This window comes from Cellulosimicrobium cellulans, from assembly GCF_024124905.1.
Classification (GTDB): Bacteria; Actinomycetota; Actinomycetes; order Actinomycetales; family Cellulomonadaceae; genus Cellulosimicrobium; species Cellulosimicrobium cellulans_G.
Window position 1 is genome coordinate 200434 of record NZ_JAMXST010000004.1, and the last position, 19139, is coordinate 219572.

The 19139-nt window shown below is 74.4% G+C and carries 16 protein-coding genes; 12 read left to right on the forward strand and 4 right to left on the reverse strand.

From position 1 onward, the window contains the following. Positions 1 to 20: 20 nt before the first annotated feature. Positions 21 to 407: a VOC family protein gene (locus NHH00_RS13145; protein WP_253052835.1), complete on the reverse strand. Its 387-nt coding sequence runs from the start codon at positions 405 to 407 to the stop codon at positions 21 to 23. A gap of 143 nt (positions 408 to 550) precedes the next feature. Here NHH00_RS13145 and NHH00_RS13150 point away from each other — a divergent pair, with 143 nt between their 5' ends. The 5 genes from NHH00_RS13150 to NHH00_RS13175 all read left to right on the forward strand — a co-directional run bounded on the left by NHH00_RS13150 (position 551) and on the right by NHH00_RS13175 (position 5778). Further along, positions 551 to 1561: a helix-turn-helix transcriptional regulator gene (locus NHH00_RS13150; protein ID WP_253052837.1), complete on the forward strand. Its 1011-nt coding sequence runs from the start codon at positions 551 to 553 to the stop codon at positions 1559 to 1561. A 362-nt stretch (positions 1562 to 1923) separates the two neighbouring features. Further along, complete coding sequence (locus tag NHH00_RS13155; RefSeq protein ID WP_308202309.1) at positions 1924 to 3303, forward strand: transglycosylase family protein; 1380 nt, start codon at positions 1924 to 1926, stop codon at positions 3301 to 3303. Positions 3304 to 3418: 115 nt separating this feature from the next. Further along, positions 3419 to 4357, forward strand: coding sequence for a 16S rRNA (adenine(1518)-N(6)/adenine(1519)-N(6))-dimethyltransferase RsmA (rsmA, locus tag NHH00_RS13165; RefSeq protein WP_253052839.1), 939 nt, complete (start codon positions 3419 to 3421; stop codon positions 4355 to 4357). Continuing rightward, positions 4354 to 5304 (forward strand): 4-(cytidine 5'-diphospho)-2-C-methyl-D-erythritol kinase, encoded by a 951-nt coding sequence (locus tag NHH00_RS13170; RefSeq protein ID WP_253052841.1) that lies wholly within the window; start codon positions 4354 to 4356, stop codon positions 5302 to 5304. The genes rsmA and NHH00_RS13170 overlap by 4 nt, the downstream gene beginning before the upstream one ends. Before the next feature lie 60 nt (positions 5305 to 5364). After that, on the forward strand, positions 5365 to 5778 hold the full coding sequence (locus tag NHH00_RS13175) for a hypothetical protein (protein WP_253052843.1): 414 nt from the start codon (positions 5365 to 5367) through the stop codon (positions 5776 to 5778). Here NHH00_RS13175 and NHH00_RS13180 read toward each other — a convergent pair. Further along, positions 5775 to 6797 carry an acetylxylan esterase gene (locus tag NHH00_RS13180; RefSeq protein WP_253052845.1) on the reverse strand — a complete coding sequence of 341 codons (1023 nt, stop codon included), beginning with the start codon at positions 6795 to 6797 and terminating at the stop codon, positions 5775 to 5777. The genes NHH00_RS13175 and NHH00_RS13180 overlap by 4 nt on opposite strands. A 258-nt stretch (positions 6798 to 7055) precedes the next feature. Between NHH00_RS13180 and NHH00_RS21105 the strand changes: the two genes are divergently transcribed. The 6 genes from NHH00_RS21105 to NHH00_RS13210 all read left to right on the forward strand — a co-directional run bounded on the left by NHH00_RS21105 (position 7056) and on the right by NHH00_RS13210 (position 15333). Continuing rightward, positions 7056 to 9053 carry a DUF1349 domain-containing protein gene (locus NHH00_RS21105; RefSeq protein ID WP_253052847.1) on the forward strand — a complete coding sequence of 666 codons (1998 nt, stop codon included), beginning with the start codon at positions 7056 to 7058 and terminating at the stop codon, positions 9051 to 9053. A 260-nt stretch (positions 9054 to 9313) separates the two neighbouring features. Beyond that, on the forward strand, positions 9314 to 10456 hold the full coding sequence (locus tag NHH00_RS13190; protein WP_253052849.1) for a LacI family DNA-binding transcriptional regulator: 1143 nt from the start codon (positions 9314 to 9316) through the stop codon (positions 10454 to 10456). After that, the gene (locus NHH00_RS13195) at positions 10453 to 12084 is read left to right on the forward strand and encodes an FAD-dependent oxidoreductase (protein WP_253052851.1); all 1632 of its coding nucleotides are present in this window, start codon (positions 10453 to 10455) and stop codon (positions 12082 to 12084) included. The genes NHH00_RS13190 and NHH00_RS13195 overlap by 4 nt, the downstream gene beginning before the upstream one ends. Positions 12085 to 12135: 51 nt before the next feature. Further along, positions 12136 to 13482 (forward strand): ABC transporter substrate-binding protein, encoded by a 1347-nt coding sequence (locus tag NHH00_RS13200; protein ID WP_253052853.1) that lies wholly within the window; start codon positions 12136 to 12138, stop codon positions 13480 to 13482. A 2-nt stretch (positions 13483 to 13484) separates the two neighbouring features. Continuing rightward, positions 13485 to 14372 (forward strand): carbohydrate ABC transporter permease, encoded by an 888-nt coding sequence (locus tag NHH00_RS13205; RefSeq protein WP_253052855.1) that lies wholly within the window; start codon positions 13485 to 13487, stop codon positions 14370 to 14372. Beyond that, positions 14362 to 15333 (forward strand): carbohydrate ABC transporter permease, encoded by a 972-nt coding sequence (locus NHH00_RS13210; protein ID WP_253052857.1) that lies wholly within the window; start codon positions 14362 to 14364, stop codon positions 15331 to 15333. Before NHH00_RS13205 ends, NHH00_RS13210 begins: the two co-directional genes overlap by 11 nt. A 10-nt stretch (positions 15334 to 15343) precedes the next feature. Here NHH00_RS13210 and NHH00_RS13215 read toward each other — a convergent pair whose 3' ends face one another. Then, positions 15344 to 16516, reverse strand: coding sequence for a WXG100 family type VII secretion target (locus NHH00_RS13215; RefSeq protein ID WP_253052859.1), 1173 nt, complete (start codon positions 16514 to 16516; stop codon positions 15344 to 15346). Between the two features lie 130 nt (positions 16517 to 16646). Between NHH00_RS13215 and NHH00_RS13220 the strand changes: the two genes are divergently transcribed. After that, positions 16647 to 18521, forward strand: coding sequence for an ABC-F family ATP-binding cassette domain-containing protein (locus NHH00_RS13220; protein WP_253052861.1), 1875 nt, complete (start codon positions 16647 to 16649; stop codon positions 18519 to 18521). A gap of 19 nt (positions 18522 to 18540) precedes the next feature. On the opposite strand, the gene NHH00_RS13225 is transcribed toward NHH00_RS13220, so the two are convergent. Then, complete coding sequence (locus NHH00_RS13225; RefSeq protein WP_253052863.1) at positions 18541 to 19026, reverse strand: MarR family winged helix-turn-helix transcriptional regulator; 486 nt, start codon at positions 19024 to 19026, stop codon at positions 18541 to 18543. Positions 19027 to 19139: the final 113 nt, after the last annotated feature.

Sequence of the window (19139 nt, forward strand, 5' to 3'; positions counted from 1 at the left end):
CGCGGTCCGCGGCGCCCGGGCTAGCGCTCGAGCATCTCGAGGTAGTGCGGGTTCTGCATGATCCCCAGCACGTTGCCGAACGGGTCGACCACCGACGCCGTCACGAAGCCGGTGCCCTCGCCGCGCTCGACGACCCCCTCGTACTCGGTCGCGCCGAGCGCGAGGAGCCGGGCGAACGCGTCGCGCACGTCGTCGACGTGCCAGTTCACGATCGCGCCCCCGGGGGTCTCCGGCTGGGGCCGCGGGGACCAGGACCGAGCGATGATGCCGAGCTCGTCCTGGCGGTCGCCGATGCGGAACTCCACGTACCCGCCGGGCACGACGTAGTACGGGTCCGTCCCCAGGACCTCCGAGTACCACGCGGACGCGGCCTCCAGGTCGTCGGCCCACAGGTTCAGCGTCGCCATCCCACGCAGCATGCTCGTCTCCCTCGTCGTCGTCCCCGGGATCCGTCCCGGGGACCGCGGTCGTCGACCCAGCGGGACCGACACCACGACAGTAGGACCCCATGCGGAACGTGCGGTTCCGCATGGTGCGAGAGGATGGATCCGTGCTCGACACCTCGGTACGACTCCTGCGCCTGCTCGCGCTCCTCCCGACGCGCCCGACGTGGTCGGGGCCCGAGCTGGCGGAGCGGCTCGGCGTCACGACCCGCACGGTCCGCAACGACGTGGAGCGGCTGCGGCTCCTCGGGTACGAGGTGCGGTCGGCGCCGGGGACGGCGGGCGGCTACCGGCTCGGGTCCGGGACCGCGCTGCCCCCGCTCCTGCTCGACGACGAGGAGGCCGCGGTCGTGGCGGTGTCGCTGCGAGCCGCTGCGACGGGGTCGATCACGGGGGTCGAGGACGCCGCGCGGCGCGCGCTCGTCAAGCTCGACACGGTGCTGCCCGCGCGGCTGCGCGCCCGGGCCGACGCGCTGCGCGCCGCGGTCGCGAGCGCGCCGGTGGGCGGGCCGGCGGTCGACGCCCGCGTGCTCGCCGACATCGCGGCGGCCGTCGCCGCCCGCACGGGCCTCCGGATCGAGTACCGGGCCCACGACGGGACGACGACGTCCCGGGCGGTCGAGCCGTACCGGCTCGTGCACGTCGGGCGGCGGTGGTACCTCCTGGCGTTCGACCTGGGCCGCGACGACTGGCGCACCTTCCGCGTCGACCGGCTGCGCCTGCGCTCGCCCGGCGGGCCTCGCTTCACGTCCCGCCCCGTGCCGGGCGGCGACGCGGTCGCCCACGTCGTCCGCGGCGTCGGCTCGGTGGCGTGGGCGCACCCCGCGCGCGTGCGCCTGCACGCGCCGGCGAGCACGGTGGCCGACCGGATGGAGCCGGGCGCCGGCGTGCTCGTCGACGACGGGCCGGACGCGTGCGTGCTCGAGACCGGGGGCACGTCGCTCGCCCGGCTCGCCGGGTTCCTGCTGGGCCTCGACGTCGACCTGACGGTGCTCGACCCGCCCGAGCTGGCGGCGACGCTGGCTCGGGTCGGGGAGCGGGCCGCGCGATCAGGGCGTGCGACGTCGGGCGCGGTGGACGACGTCCTCGCGCGTGGCGGCGTCGGTGACGCCGGGTGAGAAGCGCGTGGAGGTGGCCATGACATACATGATGAAAACCGGACAGAACCTCCCAGTCTAGCGGCGCAGGGGTTGGACTTGGATAACGGATCGGTTACGGTCGAACGTCGCTCGCGTGCGAACGGCATGCCCCACGGTCCGTCCGGACCGCGGGAGACGTGCCCGGACCTCGCGGGCGGTGCGCCGTCGTCGGGCCCTGGGGAAGGGGCGCCGGGGTTGGCGCCGGCAGCCGGATCGGCCGCTCGAGACCCGCGGACGCACGTGTGCGCCCGCCGCGGAGGACGCACGTCCCCCGCGGGCCGCGGGTGGCGCGCACGCGCCGTCGAGCCGCCGTGCCCGGGACCCCCGACGACTGGACCCGAGTGAAGAACCCCTTCCACCGGACCGCTGACGCGGCCGGCGCCCCCGAGAGCGCCGACACGACCCTCCAGAACCCCCCGACCCTCACCGACGGCCCCGCGGAGAGCCCCCAGAGCCCCGCGACCACGGCCCGCCGTCGCCGCCGCTGGCCCCTCGTGGCCGGCGCCACCGCCGTCGTCCTGCTCGCGACCGGCGCCGTCGCCTACGGCAACGCGCGCAAGACCGTCCAGCTCGACGTCGACGGCCAGATCACCACCGTCACGACCTTCGCCGGGTCCGTCGAGGGCCTGCTCGCCGAGCAGGACGTCGCCGTGGGCGACCGCGACCTCGTCGTGCCCGACGTCGACTCCGCCCTGCGCGGCGGCGGCGACGTCGTCGTGCGCTACGGGCGCGAGGTGCCCGTCCAGGTCGACGGCTCCCAGTCCTCCGTCTGGCTGACCGCGCTCGACGCGGACGAGGCCCTGACGACCCTCGCCTCGCGCGGCAGCGACGTGCGCCTCGTGGCCTCCCGCTCCGGCGAGCGCGTGTCGCTCCCGATCCGCCTCGACGCGGACGGCCCCGTGAACGTCGTCGCGGACGGCGAGACCAAGGTCGCGCCCGACGGCAGCATCGGCATCGACGCGATCCTCGACCAGCAGGGCATCCAGCTCGGCGAGCTCGACCGCGTCCACGTGGAGAAGTCCGAGCAGATCGCCGCGGCTCAGGCCGACGCCGCTGCCGAGGCGGCACCCGCCGAGGCCACCGCCGCCGCGACCGAGGACGCCGAGGCGGCGGCCGACGCCGCGCCGGTCTCGCTCGTCGTGCAGCGCGTGAAGGTCGAGGAGGTGCCCACCACGGCGGCCGTCCCGTTCGAGACGGTCACCGAGGAGGACGCGAACCGCTTCAAGGACCTCGACCCGGTCGTCAAGCAGGAGGGCGTCGAGGGCGTCCACACGACCGTGCACCGTGTCACCACGGTCGACGGCGTCGAGGAGTCGCGCGAGCTCGTCTCCGAGGGCGTCACCACGCCGCCGGTGAACAAGATCCTCGTGCAGGGCACCAAGGAGCGCCCCAAGCCCGAGCCGAAGGCCACGACGCAGCAGCGCTCGTCGACCCCGTCGTCGGGCGGCTCGTCCGCGCCGGCCGCCGACCTCGGCTCCGCCCCCGGCGGCGTCTGGGGTGCGCTCGCGCAGTGCGAGTCCGGCGGCAACCCCGCGACGAACACGGGCAACGGCTACTACGGCCTCTACCAGTTCTCGCTCTCGACGTGGCAGGCGATGGGCGGCTCCGGCCTCCCGTCGGAGGCCTCGGCCGCCGAGCAGACGCAGCGCGCCCAGGCGCTCCAGGCCCGCTCGGGCTGGGGCCAGTGGCCCGCGTGCGCCCGCAAGCTGGGTCTTCTCTGACCCGGTAGCACGACACACGGCCGCACCAGGGAGGGCGGGGCGCACGGCGCCCCGCCCTCTCGTCGTCCCCGCGACGTCCGGACCGTCCCCGCCCCGGTCGGTAGGCTTGCCTGTCATGAGCGACACCCGCGGTGCCCTGCTGGGTCCGGCCGAGATCCGTGACCTGGCGGGTCGCCTCGGCGTCCGCCCCACCAAGACCCTCGGCCAGAACTTCGTGCACGACGGCGGCACCGTCCGCAAGATCGTGCGGGCCGCGGACGTGCGCCCGGGGGAGCGCGTCGTCGAGGTCGGGCCCGGGCTGGGCTCGCTGACCCTGGGGCTGCTCGAGGCGGGCGCGAGCGTCGTCGCGGTCGAGATCGACCCGGTCCTCGCGCAGCAGCTCCCGACGACGGTCGCCGCGCACGTGCCCGACCTCGGCGACCGCCTCGAGGTGGTCGGCGCGGACGCCCTGGAGGTGACGACGCTGCCCGGGGAGCCCCCGACGGCGCTGGTCGCCAACCTGCCGTACAACGTGGCGGTGCCCGTGCTGCTCACGTTCCTCGAACGGTTCGACTCGCTCGAGCGCGTGCTCGTCATGGTGCAGGCCGAGGTCGCGGACCGGCTCGCCGCCCCGCCCGGGTCGCGCACGTACGGCGTCCCCTCGGTCAAGGCCGCCTGGTACGCCGACGCCCGCCGCGCCGGGACGATCGGCCGCAGCGTGTTCTGGCCGGTGCCGAACGTCGACTCCGCGCTCGTCGCCCTCGACCGCCGCGAGCCGCCGACCACGACCGCGACCCGGGAGCAGGTGTTCGCCGTCGTCGACGCGGCCTTCGCGCAGCGGCGCAAGATGCTGCGCTCCGCGCTGTCCGGCCTCGCGGGCTCGGCGAGCGTGGCCGCCGAGGTGCTCGAGGCCGCCGACGTCGACCCGCAGGCGCGCGGCGAGGTGCTGGACGTCGCGGCCTTCGCGCGCGTCGCCGAGCAGCTCGTCCTGCGCGGCGGCCTCGGCGAGCGCCCCGCCCGTGGCGCCGCACCCGCGGAGCGTCGCACCGGACGACCTGGCACAGTGGACGCGTGACACCCCCGCGACCGCCGCGCATCGCCCTCGCGCCACCCCCGTCCGTCCGCGTGCGCGCACCCGGCAAGGTCAACCTCTCGCTCCGGGTCGGGGCGCTGCAGGACGACGGCTACCACCCGCTCGTGACGATCTTCCAGGCCGTCGGGCTGAGCGAGGACGTCGTCGCCCACCACGTGTCGCCGGGCTCGGGCGTCTCGCTCGGCGTGACCGGGCTCCAGGCCGACGTGGTGCCGACCGACGAGACGAACCTCGCGTGGCGGGCCGCCGTCGCGCTCGCCGAGCACGTGGGCGTCGACCCCGACGTTCGGCTCGAGATCCACAAGGAGGTCCCCGTCGCGGGCGGCATGGCGGGCGGCTCCGCCGACGCGGCGGCCGCCCTCGTCGCGTGCGACGCGCTCTGGGAGACGGGCGTGCCCCGCGCCGACCTCGTCCGCCTCGCCGCGGGGCTCGGTGCGGACGTCGCGTTCGGTCTGGTCGGGCACACCGCCGTCGGGACGGGGCGCGGCGACGTGCTCACGCCCGCGATGACGCGCGGCGAGTTCCACTGGGTCTTCGCCGTCCAGGCCGACGGACTCTCCACGCCGGAGGTGTACCGCACGTTCGACGAGACCGTCGGCGGCCCGGCCGAGCTCGACCTCGCCGAGGACACCGCGCTCATGCAGGCCCTGCGCGCCGGGGACGCGGTCGGGCTCGGGCAGGTGCTGCGCAACGACCTCCAGGGCCCCGCGCTCGCCCTGCGCCCCGAGCTGCAGCGGACCCTCGACGTCGCGACCGAGGCCGGCGCGCTCGGCGCGATCGTCTCCGGCTCCGGCCCGACGGTCGCCGCTCTCGCGCGCAGCCGCCAGCACGCGCTCGCGATCGCCGCGTCGTGGACCGCGAACGACGCGTGCGACACCGTCTGGTGCACCACCGCGCCCGCCGCCGGCGCCCGCGTCGTCGCCCACTGACCGCCCGCCGACGCGAGGCCCGCCACGCGCCGGACGGGGCGTTCGCGTAGTGTCGCCGTCATGTCAGGGGACAGGTTCGGACTGCTCAGCCTGCGGCTCGACGCCGCGTACTGCCTCGTGCTCGGCGGCGCGGTCGCCGCACTCTCTCCGTCGTGGGCGCCGGCGCTGGGAGTGCCGGTGCCGGTCGTCGCGGGGATCGGGGTCGCGGTGGTGGTCTGGGCGGCCGCCGTCGCCTGGATGGCTGCACGGCTGCGGCTGCGCGTCGCCCTCCGCACGGTCATGGTCGCGAACGTCGTCGCCGCCGCTGCCGTCGCCGCGTTCTCGGCGACGACGGCGGGCGTCCTCGTGCTGCTCGCGGTCCTCGCGGTCGCGGCGGACGTCGGGCTGTTCGCGGGCTCCCAGGCCGTCGCGCTGCGCCGGTTGGGCGCCGCCCCGGGCGGCGCGTCCGCGCAGTCGCCCGGCCCGGCGGTCTAGCGGTCGCGCAGCCAGGCGAGCTGACGGGCGAAGCGGTAGCCCTGGCCGCCCTCGTGCTCGTTGTAGCGGTAGACGTCGATCGCGCGCTCGGCCTCGGGCGCCGCCCCGGCGGCCGCGCCCCAGCCGTTGTACGCCGCGTAGACGGTGGACGGCGGGCAGACCTGGTCCATGAGCGCGACGGAGAACAGCGCCGGTGCGGTGGCGCGGCGGCCGAGCACCGCCCCGTCGAGGTAGGACAGCGTGCGGAACACGGTCTCCTCCGCGTCGCGGTGGACGGCGAGGTAGCGCGTCAGCTCGCGGTACGGGTCGCGGTCGGTGATCTCGACGGCGCGGCGGTAGTGGCACAGGAACGGGACGTCCGGGAGGGCCGCGACGAGCCCGTCGGCGAGGCCCGCGACGGCGATGGCGATGCCGCCGCCCTGGCTCACACCGTGCACGGCGACGCGCTCGGGGTCGACGCCGGGCACCGAGCGCACGGCGTCGACCGCCCGCACGCCGTCGGTGAAGACGCGGCGGTAGTAGTGGTCGTGCGGGTCCTCGATGCCGCGCGTGAGGACGCCCGGGACGGCGGGCCCCGACCCGACCGGGTCGGGCGTGCCGCCGCCGCTGCCCCACTGGCTGCCCTGCCCGCGCGTGTCGACGACGAGGTGCGCGTACCCGGCGTTCGCCCACGCGAGGTGCTCGTGGGGCAGCCCGCGACCGCCGCCGTACCCGAGGAACTCGACGACCGCGGGCAGCGGGGCGTCGTCGCCGGCCGCGGCGGCGCGGGCGGCCTCGGCGGGCCGCACGAGCCACGCCTTGACGGGCTGACCGGCGAACCCGGGGAACGTCACGTCGTCGACGACGACCAGGTCGAGGCCGGTCTCCACGCGCTCCAGCCGCACCGTCCCGGCCGGGTCCCTGCCTGCCTCGCGCGACTCCGCGAGGGTCCGCGCCCAGAAGGCGTCGAGGTCGGCGGGCTCGTCGAGCACGGGGGCGTAGGTCTCGAGCTCGGCGAGGGGCAGGTCGAAGAGCGGCACGGGGCGATCCTCCGGTCAATACGTCTGATGTCCGACATTCAGGTGCGGTCGGGACGACTCTAGCGTCGAGGCCCGGCGCACCGTGAGGACGCTAATAATGCGCATCATCCCTTTGACCTGCGCCGTGCCCGTCCGGCGACACTGCCAGCAGCCCACGTCTCCACGTGGCGCCCGGCGGCGACGACGCCGCCGGCGAGGAACCGACGGAGGTCCCCTGTGAGAACCCGAGCAGCAGCACCACGCCGCAGACCGCGCGCCGTGGCGACGGCGGTCGCCACCCTGACGGCGGTCCTCGCCGCCGGGGCGGTCGTCCCCGCGGCGGCCCTCGCCGCGGGACCGCCGCCCGCGGTCACGGCCGTCACCACGACCGGGGCGACGACCGGGGTGACGGTGACGGCCGACGGCCCGTCCGCGTCCGACCTGCCCGTGTTCGAGTACCGCGGCGTGGTCACCGACAAGGAGTCGATGATCTACAACCCGACGGACGAGTTCATCTTCCCGAGCGTCTTCCACGCGGGCGCGTACCTCGACGACCCGCTGGGGGAGTGGTACCTCTACTACGCCCCGCACGACTCCCCGGGCGGGATCTCGCTCATGTACGCCGACTCGCTCGAGGGCCCGTGGACGGAGTACGCGCACAACCCGATCGTCGCGAACGAGTGGCTGCCCTTCTACGAGCGGGTCTCGCACGTCTCGTCGCCCGACGTCCTGTGGGACGACGCGGCCGACGAGGTGCTGCTGTACTTCCACGGCGAGAACTCGACGACGCGGTGGGCGACGTCGCCCGACGGCGTGACGTTCGACGACTCCGGGGTCGCGGTCACCAACGCCGACGGCGGTGCCGGGACCACCGAGACGTCGTACGCGCGCGTCGTCGAGCACCCGGACCCGTCGTCCGGCTACCGGTTCGCCATGACGTACATGCAGAACCGGACCGACAACATCCGGCGCATCAAGGTGGCCGAGTCGGTCGACGGCAAGACCTGGGTCGTGCGGCCCGACCCGCTCGTCGTGCCCGACGCTGCGACCGGCACGAACGTGTCCGGCGGCAACCTGTGGGAGTGGGAGGGCCAGCTCTACGTGGTCTACCACGGGTCCACGGGCATCACGTTCGCCCGCACGCTCGACCCGACGATGACCGAGGTCGGGCCGCGCTGGGAGCTGCACCGGGCCAGCGGCGTCGGTGACGACACCGGGCGGGTGGCTGCGCCCGAGATCGTGACCGACGGCGACGAGACCTACCTCTTCTACGAGTCCGGCGACCGGCTGGGCGCGACGATCGCGTGGGCGCAGCGCGACCCCGACGCCGTCCGCCCGCCCGAGCCAGGCCAGGACCCCGACCCGCTGCGCGAGCAGTGCAGCGGCGCCGCGTCCGACGAGTTCGACGGCGAGTCCCTCGACCCGGCGCTCTGGTCGGTCGTCCGCGCGGGCAGCGCCCGGCACGAGCTCGTGGACGGCGCGCTGCGCGTCCCGACCTACCCGACCGGCGTGGCTGGCGCCGCGCTGCCGCTCCAGGCGGTCCCGGACGGGCCGTGGGAGGTCACGGCGGCCGTCTCCGTCTCCCCGACCGAGCGCTTCCAGCAGGGCGGGCTGCTCCTGTACCGCGACGACGCGAACTACGCGAAGCTCGACCTCGTGCACGGCTCGCTCGGCCCGCGCCTCGAGTTCATCTGGCGCCAGAACGGCACCGACCGCAACACGGGGTTCGACTCGGTCGTCCCGCCGGCAGGGCTCGGCGAGACGTTCTGGTTGCGCCTCACGAGCGACGGGAGCGCCGTGCAGGCGTCGGTGTCGGTCGACGGCGTCGAGTTCGCGCCCTGGGGCCGCACCGTGGACGTCGCGCCGCTCGGCGCGACGGGCGTCGGGCCGTTCGCGATGCGCGGCTCCGCGACGCCGCCGGAGATCGTCGCGTCGTTCGACTGGTTCCGGTGGACCCCGACCGCCGAGGAGGCGGCCGCGTGCGACGACGACGCGCCCGCCGTCGAGGTGCAGGCCGTGACGCGCTGCCTCGCGGGCCGCGCGTACGTCGCGGTGACCGCGCGCAACGAGGGGGACGCCGCGGCGACGGTCCGGCTCGTGACGCCGTTCGGCGAGCGCACCGTGGCCGACGTCGCGCCCGGGCGCAGCGCCTACCAGTCCTTCGCGACGCGCTCGACGTCGGTCGCGGCCGGGGAGGCGAGGGTCGACGTCGCCGGGCCGGACGGCGTCGGGCGTGGCTCGACCTCGGCGACCTACGACGCGCTGACCTGCGGGTAGCGCGGCCGACGAGCACCGCACAGCGGGCCCAGGGATGCACCTCGGAGGTGCGTCCCTGGGCCCGTCGTGCATCCTCCGGCGGACGCCCACCGGGGCGGCGGCGACCGTCACGCCGCCGATTATGCGAATCACCGGCGACGGACCGAGGCACCGGAGTGCCAGCGTTCGCGACGTAATAATGCGTATTACTGCGTTGACCCGCACGCGCCGCTCTGGCGAGACTCCTCGCACGTCATCGACGACGTGATCGAGGAGGATCCATGCCGAGGCACCGCATCACCCAGGCCGACGTCGCCGCCATGGCCGGCGTCAGCCAGGCGACGGTCTCGTTCGTGCTGAACGACAGCACGCCCGCCGGGGTGCGGATCAGCGAGGAGACCCGTCAGCGCGTGCTCGACGCGATCCGCATCACCGGCTACTCGGCGAACCCCGTGGCCCAGCGCCTCGCGGGCGGGCACAACCAGATCCTGGGCGTCTTCACCTACGAGGCGACGTTCCCGCGCGCCGGCCGTGACTTCTACGGCCCGTTCCTGGTCGGCATCGAGCACGCGGCCGAGAAGCTGGGCATCGACATCCTGCTGTTCACGAGCGCGCGCGTCGTCGACGGCCGGCGCCGGCTCACGCGCGACGGCTGGCAGCGCCTCGGGATCGCCGACGGCTGTCTGCTGCTCGGCCAGCACGAGGACCGGGGCGAGCTCCAGCACCTGCTCGACACCAACTACCCGTTCGTCTTCATCGGCAAGCGCGGGAGCGACGGCGGGCGCCTGCCCTACGTGGGCGCCGACTACGTCGCGGCGACGGCGCGCCAGGTCGAGCGCCTCGTCACGCTCGGCCACGAGCGCATCGGCTACGTCGGGCCGCGCGGCACCGACCAGCCGACGCTCGACCGCGTCGACGCCTACCGCGCCACGATGAAGGCGCACGGGCTCACCGTGCGCTTCGTCGAGCTCGACGACGTCCCGGCCACGGCCGCGGAGATCGTCGACCAGCGCCTCACGGCCGTCGTCGTCGCCCCCGAGAACTACCCCGAGGAGCTCGTCGACGAGCTCGAGGGGCGCGGGGTCCGCGTGCCCGACGACGTCTCCTTCCTCCTCCTGGGCCAGCCCCACCACGGGCGTCCGGGCGGTCGCCGGTGGTCCGGGTTCTCGATCCCGCGCGAGGAGATGGGGGCACGCGCCCTCGTCCTGCTCTCGCGTCTCGTCGCCGAGTCCGGCTCGGGCCGTTCCGACCGCAGGTCCGCGCGCGCCGCCCGGGTCCCCGAGGACGAGCTGCACCAGCTCCTCGAGTGCGTCGACGTCGACGGCGAGACCGTCGCCGCGCCACCGCCCGCGCCGCCCCCCGGGGCCAGATCGTCCTTGCCGACCTCAGAGCACCCGAGCACCAGAGAAACGGAACCAGCGTGACCCATCCAGACCTCCAGGCAGACGTCCTCGTCGTCGGCGGCGGGCTCGGCGGCGTCGCCGCCGCGCTCGCGGCCGCGGAGCGGGGCGCCCGCGTCGTCCTCACCGAGGAGCACCCGTGGATCGGCGGGCAGCTCACGTCCCAGGCGGTGCCGCCGGACGAGAGCGCGTGGGTCGAGCGCTTCGGCGTGACCGCGCGCTACCGCGCGCTGCGCGACGGCATCCGCGACGTGTACCGCCGCTCGTACCCGCTCACGGACGCCGCGCGCTCGTGGGACGCCCTCAACCCCGGCGCGGGCTGGGTCTCCAAGCTGTGCCACGAGCCGCGCGTCGCGGTCGGGGTGCTCGAGGAGATGCTCGCCCCGTGGCGGTCCGCGGGCCGTATCCGTCTCCTGGAGCGCGTGCGCCCGACGGCGGCGACCACCGACGGCGACCGCGTCACCTCCGTGACGCTCGCCCCGGTCACCGCCGACGCCGCGGGCGCAGCCGTGACGGTGCACGCGGCGTTCGTCGTCGACGCGACCGAGACGGGCGAGCTCCTGCCGCTCACGGGCACGGAGTACGTCACGGGGTTCGAGTCGAACCGCGAGACCGGGGAGCCGAGCGCGCCGGACGAGGCGCAGCCCGACAACGTGCAGGCGCTGAGCGTGTGCTTCGCCGTCGAGCACGTGGACGGCGACCACACGATCGACCGCCCCGAGCGCTACGACTTCTGGAGCACGTACACCCCGGGCCCGTGGAACGGGCGGCGCATGCTGTCGTGGGAGGCGCCGAACCCGCGCACGCTCGCGATGGACGTGCGGTCCTTCACGCCGAACCCGGGCGACGACGCACGGGCCGTCGACGCCGACCAGTCGAAGAACCCGGGCGACGGCAACCTGTGGACCTTCCGGCGCATCGCGGCGCGCGACCTGTTCGCGCCCGGCCACTACGCGAGCGACCTGTGCCTCGTGAACTGGCCGAGCATCGACTACTTCCTCGCGCCGGTGCTCGACGTGCCGCGCGACGTCGAGGAGGCGCGGATCGCCGACGCCCGTCAGCTCAGTCTGTCGATGCTGTACTGGATGCAGACCGAGGCACCCCGCCCCGACGGCGGGACGGGGTTCCCCGGACTGCGCCTGCGGCCCGACGTCATGGGCTCGGCCGACGGCCTCGCGCAGGCGGCCTACCACCGCGAGTCCCGCCGCCTGCGCGCGGTGACGACGGTGACCGAGAACGACGTCTCCTACGCCGTGCGCGGCGACCGGGGTGCGACGCGCTACGACGACTCGGTCGGCGTCGGCATGTACCGGATCGACCTGCACCCCTCGACGGGCGGCGACACGTACATCGACGTCGCGTCGACGCCGTTCGAGATCCCGCTCGGCGCGCTGCTCCCGCAGCGCGTGACCAACCTGCTCGCGGCCAACAAGAACATCGGCACGACGCACATCACCAACGGCTGCTACCGCCTGCACCCGGTCGAGTGGAACATCGGCGAGGCCGCCGGCCACCTCGCGGCCCACTGCCTCGCGACCGGGCGCACGCCGCACGCCGTCCAGTCCAAGGCCGACCTGCTCGCCGACTACCAGGACGAGCTCGTCCGGGCCGGCGTCGAGCTGCGCTGGCCCGCCGAGGCGCACCCCTACTGACGCGGGCCCCCGCCCGCACCGACACGCCCACCTCAGTCCGAAGGAGAACTGATGACCCCCCTGACCCCGCGCCGTGCACCCCGCCCGGCCCGCCCCCGACACCGCCTCGTGAGCGCACCCCTGGCCGCCGGCGGCGTCGCGCTCGCCCTCGTCCTCACCGCGTGCTCCGGCGGCGGCGACGACGTCGCGGGCGAGCCGAGCACGCCGAGCGAGCCCGTCGAGCTGCGCATGACGGTCTGGACGGCCGACGAGACACAGCTCGCGCAGTTCCAGGAGATCGCCGACGCGTACGTCGCCGAGAACCCCGACCTCGTCTCGGGCGTGACGTTCGAGACGATCCCGTTCGAGGACTACACGACGTCCCTCACGACGCAGCTCGCGGGCGGCAACGCCCCCGACCTCGCATGGATCCTCGAGAGCTACGCGCCCGAGTTCGTCGCGAGCGGCGCCCTCGTGGACGTCGCCCCGAAGCTCCAGGAGACCGAGGGGTACGAGTTCGACGACCTCCTGGACTCCTCGCTCGCGCTGTGGGAGAAGGACGGCGGCCTCTACGCCTATCCGTTCTCCAACTCGCCGTTCGCGATGTTCGTCAACACCGACCAGGTCGCCGCCGCGGGCCAGCCGAACCCGGCCGACCTCGTCGCGTCGGGCGAGTGGACCTACGACCAGGCCCGCGACATCTCCGCGGCCGCCGCCGCGACGTCGGGCAAGCAGGGGCTCGTCGTGCGCGACTTCGACTTCAAGGTGTGGGAGAACCTGTCGACGATCTGGGACGGCTGGGACGCGGCGCCGTGGAGCGAGGACGGCACGCAGTGCACGTTCACCGACCCCGAGATGGTCGACGCGCTCACGTGGGTCCACGACGCGACGTTCGTCGACAAGGCGATGCCCGGTCCGGGCACGACGGCCGACTTCTTCGCGGGCGACTCCGCGATGACGATCACGCAGATCAGCCGCGCGTCCGCGCTCGACGACTCGTTCGCGTGGGACGTCGTGCCGCTCCCGGCCGGTCCCGCGGGTCAGCAGAACGTCATCGGCCAGGCGGGCATCGGCGTCTTCGCGGCGGGCGAGCACCCGGACGTCGCCGCCGACTTCCTGGCGTGGTTCACCAACCCCGAGAACGCCGAGACGCTCGCCGCGTACTTCCCGCCCCCGCGCGAGTCGCTCCTGAACGCGGAGACGCTCGGCGCGGCGAACCCGAAGCTCAGCGAGACCCAGCTCCAGGCGGTCGTCGTCGACGGCATCCAGGGCGCCGTGACCAAGCCGTCGCACCAGAACTTCGCCAAGCTGCAGGACACGGTGCGGGCCCAGCTCGACGCGCTGTGGACCGCGGACGCCGACGTCGAGGGCGTGCTCGCCGACACGTGCGCGGCGATCCAGCCCCTGCTCGAGGACTGAGCGTGGCGTCCTCCGCACTCGCACGACGGGACGCGGCCGTGGGGTACACCATGGTCGCGCCCGCCGTGCTCGGCGCGCTCGCGTTCGTCGTCGCGCCGCTGGTCGCCGTCGTCTGGTACTCGCTGCACGAGTGGAACGTCCTCGCGAACACGTTCACGTTCGCGGGCGCCGACAACTACGAGCGCATGCTCTCCGACCCCGGCCTGCGCGACTCGCTCCTCGCGAGCCTGTGGTTCTCGGTCGGGCTCGTGGTCCTCAACATCTCGCTCGCGCTGCTCCTCGCGGTGCTGCTCAACCAGAAGCTCCCGGGCACGACGACGTTCCGCACGTTCTTCTTCTCGCCCGTGGTCGTGTCGCTCGTCGCGTGGACGATCGTGTGGAGCTTCCTGCTCCAGGCGGACGGCGGGATCAACGGGTTCCTGTCGCTGCTCGGCATCGAAGGACCGAACTGGCTGCGCGGCGAGACGACGGCCATGATCTCGGTGATCGTCGTCCAGGTGTTCAAGAACGTCGGCCTCAACATGATCCTGTTCCTCGCGGCGCTGCAGGGGGTGCCGGAGGAGGTCCAGGAGGCCGCGCGCCTCGACGGCGCGGGCGCGTGGCGGCGCTTCCGGTCGATCACGCTCCCGCTCATCAGCCCGACCGTGCTGCTCGTCTCGATCCTCACGATCGTCGGCTCGCTCGAGGTGTTCGCCCAGATCGCCGTGCTCACGGGCGGCGGCCCAGGGAACTCGACCACGGTGCTCGTCTACTACCTGTACCAGCAGGCGTTCCGCTTCAACGACTTCGGCTACGCGAGCGCGATCTCCGTCCTGCTGTTCGTCATCGTCCTCGTCCTGACACTCGTGCAGTGGCAGACGCGCAAGAGGTGGGTCTTCCATGAAGTCTGACGTGATGCCCGGCCCGGCCACGCTCCCGGGCGCGGACGCCGACGCTGCCCGGCCCGCGGCGTCGGGCCGGGGCGGCGAGGGCCCGGACGGGGGGCGGCACGCCCCCGCGCGCCGCGACCGCGCCGCGCGCTCGCGGCGCCGGTGGGGACGCTGGGCGCTCGTGGCGCTGCTGGTCGTGCTGAGCATCCCCTTCGTGTTCCCCACGTGGTGGATGGCGACGTCGAGCCTCAAGCCGATGAGCGAGATCCTGCGGGCCGTGCCGACGCTGTGGCCGCAGGACCCGTCGTTCGCGGCGTACGGGGACGTCTTCCGGCTGCAGCCGTTCGCGCAGCAGTACTGGAACAGCCTCTACATCGCGGCGCTCGTCACGGTCGGGACCATCCTCGTGTCCTCGATGGCCGGGTACGCGTTCGCGCGGATCCGGTTCCCCGGGGCGAACGCGCTGTTCCTGCTCGTGCTCGTCGGGCTGCTCGTGCCCTCCGAGGTGACGATCGTCCCGCTGTTCCGGATGGTCAACTCGCTCGGGCTCATCGACACGCACTGGCCGCTCGTGGTCATCCCGATCCTCGGGGCACCCAGCGTCCTCGCGACGTTCATCATGCGCCAGTTCTTCCTCGGGCTCCCCGGCGAGCTCGAGGAGGCGGGGCGCATGGACGGCCTCGGGCGGTGGGGGATCTTCTGGCGCATCGCGTTCCCGCTGTCGCGCTCGGCGATCTCGGCCGTCGCGATCTTCACGTTCCTCAAGTCGTGGAACCTGTACCTCGAGCCGATCGTGTACCTGTCCAGCAAGGACCGGTTCACGCTCCCGCAGGCGCTCACGCAGTACGTCGACGCCTACGGCGGCCCGATGTGGAACGTCCAGCTCGCCGCGACGACGCTCACGGTCCTGCCGGTCCTCGCGGTGTTCCTCGTCGCGCAGAAGCAGTTCGTCCAGGGCCTGGCACACACGGGACTGAAGTAGGGGCCGCCGATCAGCCCTGGCCGGGGTACTCGGTGCGGGTGCGCGTCCCGCCCGCCGTGACGCTCCCGCCGCCGACGACGGGCAGGGGCGTGCCGGCGGAGAACCCGAGTCGCTCCTCCTTCACGACCGTCCCGCCGGGGGGCGTCGTGACGAGGGAGCTCGGCGGGTTGGGCACGACGTTCCCCTGCGCGTCGTACGTGACCGCGTAGACCCCGGGCCCTCCGACGTCCTGGCTGCCCGGGATCATCCCGGTCCCCTCGATGCTCGCGCCCGCCTCGCCGCGGACGTAGACGGTCGTGAGACCCGTGCCGTGCTCGACGCGCGTCCCGACGAGGCCCTCGACGGGTACCTCGGCGCTGCCACCGGCCATGGGCACGATCGCCGCCCCGCCCGAGCCGGTCGCGTAGGCGCCGCCCTCGACGATCGTGGCGTCGGGGGCGGGGGGCTCGTACGACCCGAGCTGCGGGCCCATGTAGTGCATCGTCTGACGCCGCTGGTAGGCGAGGAACTCGTCGACCTCGTCCTGGGACTGGAAGGTGTACTCGGTCCCCACGTTGAGCACGGCGCCCCCGGACGCGCTCGCCTGGCCGCCCAGGTTCACGTCGTGCTCGTTCGCGTGGGCCTCGACGTACGGGGTCGGCGTGCCCGCGCCGACGCCGCCGGTCATGCCGGCGAGCTGCGTGACCCGGAACGTCCCGTCGGAGAGCTCGTCGATGCGGTACTCGACGCCCGCGGTCCCCTCGAACGGACCGACGCCCCCGCCCTGCTCGTACACGACGTGCTCCGTCGCCACGATCGTGGGCGGCGGCTCCTGCAGCGTCGGCGGTCGAGGGATGCCGGGAAGGCTGGGGATCCACGGCGGGTCGGTGCGGCCGCCGCCGGCGCCCCCGGAGCCGCCACCGCCGGAGAACCCGCCGTCCGCGGCGCTCGCGCCCTCCTGCTGCTCGGCCTGGGTGCGCAGCCGCTGCGCGCCGTCGTCGAGCAGGCCGGACGCCGAGCGCAGGGCCGCCTCCATCTCGCCGTGCCAGCGTGCGCGCAGGGCGTCCGCGTCCGGACCGGCCCACGGGGTCGCGGTCACGGCGGCACGCAGCGACGCCGTCAGGGCGTCCAGCGCCGCCGCGCGGTCCTGGAAGGTGTTCGCGAGACCGCGGAGCGCGGCGACGTCGGCGCCGTAGAACGACATGGGATCCCTTGGTCGGACGAGACGGATGCTCCAGCCACCCTCGGACACCTCGACCGCCGCGGCAAGGGGGAGGGGTCCCCATCGCCGGCGCGGGCACGACGCGGTCGCCCGTCCGACTACCCTCGACGGCGTGGCTCACCTTCTCGGCGCCGACGGCATCTCGCTGACCGTCGGCACCCGCACCCTGCTCGACGACGTCTCGCTCGGCCTCGACGACGGCGACCGCGTCGGCATCGTCGGCCCCAACGGCGCCGGCAAGTCCACGCTCCTGCGCCTGCTCGCGGGCACGCAGCAGCCCGACGGCGGCCGGGTCACCCGGGTGGGCGGGCTGCGGGTGGGCCTGCTCGACCAGCGCGACGACGTCGGCACCGGCGCGACGATCCGCGACCTCGTGCACGGCGACGCCGCGACGCACGCCTGGGCGTCGGACGCGAGCGTCCGCACCGTCCACGCGGGGCTGCTGGCCGACCTCGACCTCGACGCTCCCGCGGACACGCTGTCGGGCGGGCAGCGGCGCCGCGTCGCGCTCGCGGCCCTCCTCGTCGCCGACCACGACGTGCTGTTCCTCGACGAGCCCACGAACCACCTCGACGTCGAGGGCGTCGCGTGGCTCGCCGCGCACCTGGGCGACCGGTTCGCGCGCCCGGGCGCGAAGGGCGCGCTCGTCGTGGTGACCCACGACCGCTGGTTCCTCGACGCCGTCTGCTCGCGCATGTGGGAGGTGCGTGGCGACGGCTCCGGCGCGGTGGAGGGCTACGAGGGCGGGTACGCCGCCTACGTGCTCGCGCGCGCCGAGCGCCAGCGCACCGCCGCCGTCGCGGCGGAGAAGCGCGACAACCTGCTGCGCAAGGAGCTCGCGTGGCTGCGTCGCGGTGCGCCCGCGCGCACGTCGAAGCCCAAGTTCCGCCTCGACGCGGCCGCGGCGCTCATCGCCGACGTGCCGCCCCCGCGCGACACGCTCGAGCTCACGCGCACCGCGACCAAGCGGCTCGGCAAGGACGTGCTCGACCTGGAGGACGTCACCGTCGCGGTCCCGCGGCGAGGGGCGGCTGGTGAGGACGCGGGCGAGCGCGTGCTGCTCGACGACGTCACGTGGCGCCTCGGGCCCGGCGACCGGTACGGCGTCGTCGGGGTCAACGGCGCGGGCAAGACGACGCTCCTCGCCCTGCTCGCCGGACGGCGCGAGCCCGACGCGGGACGCGTCAAGCGCGGCAAGACGGTCCACGTCGCCGAGCTGTCCCAGGACGTCGGCGAGCTCGACGACATCGCCGGGTCCCGCGTGATCCAGGTGATCGAGGACGAGAAGCGGTCGGTCGTCGTGGACGGCAAGGAGCTCACGGCGTCCCAGCTCGTCGAGCGGCTCGGGTTCACGCGCGAGCGGTCGCAGACCCTCGTGCGCGACCTCTCGGGCGGCGAGCGCCGCCGCCTCCAGCTCCTGCGACTGCTCGTCGCCGAGCCCAACGTGCTCCTGCTCGACGAGCCGACGAACGACCTCGACACCGACACGCTCGCCGCGCTCGAGGACCTGCTCGACGGCTGGCCCGGCACGCTGATCGTCGTCTCGCACGACCGCTACCTGCTGGAGCGCGTCGCGGACCGCCAGGTCGCGCTGCTCGGGGACGGCAAGGTGCGGGACCTGCCGGGCGGCGTCGAGCAGTACCTCGAGCTGCGGCGCGCGGCGCTCGCGGGGGCGGGAGCGTCGTCGAGCGGCTTCGCGCCCGCGGCGGGCGCCGGGGCCGACGGCGGCGCGGACGGCGCGCAGGACGCGCCCGACCTGGCCGGTCCGAGCGCCGCCGAGGTCCGGGCCGCGAAGAAGGAGATCAACCGCATCGAGCGGAGGCTGTCGAAGATCGCCGAGGCCGAGGGCCGCCTGCACGAGAAGATCGCCGCGAACGCGACGGACTTCACCGCGGTCGCGGAGCTCGACGCCGAGCTGCGCGCGCTCGCGGCCGAGAAGGACGAGCTGGAGGCGGCCTGGCTCGAGGCGGCGGAGGTCGCGGGCTGACGAGTCCGGGCGCCCGCGGTCAGCGGCGCAGGAAGCCCATGCGGTCGTCGGGGTCCACGCGCTGGAGGATCGCGCCCGCGATGGCGTCGAGCTGCTCGACCTGGTCGGGTGTGAGCGCGTCGATCACGTGGTCGCGGACGGTCGCGACGTGGCCCGGCGCCGTCGCGACGAGCTTGGTCCACCCGGCGTCGGTGAGGTGCGCGTTGGTGGCGCGCCGGTCCTCGGGGCACGGGACGCGCTCGACGAGCCCGCGCTTCTCGAGCCGGGCCACGACGTGGGAGAGCCGGGGGAGGGTCGCGTTGGTGGCCCCCGCGAGGTCGGTCATGCGCAGGGTGCGGTCGCGTGCCTCGGAGAGCATGGCGAGCACGTAGTACTCGAAGTGGCTCAGGTCGGCGTCGCGCCGGAGCTGGGAGTCCAGGACGCCCGGGAGCAGCTCGACCACGGCCACGAGCCGCTTCCACGCGTCGAGCTGCCGGTCGTCGAGCCAGCGGGGTTCTGTCGTCATGGTGCCTCCTCCGGTGTGACCATCGTAATAGTTGACGCTACAAGTTTAGCCCCGTACGGTGATGGTTGTAGCAACAACTAAGAGCCGACCGGGCGGCCGGCAGAGGAAGGAAG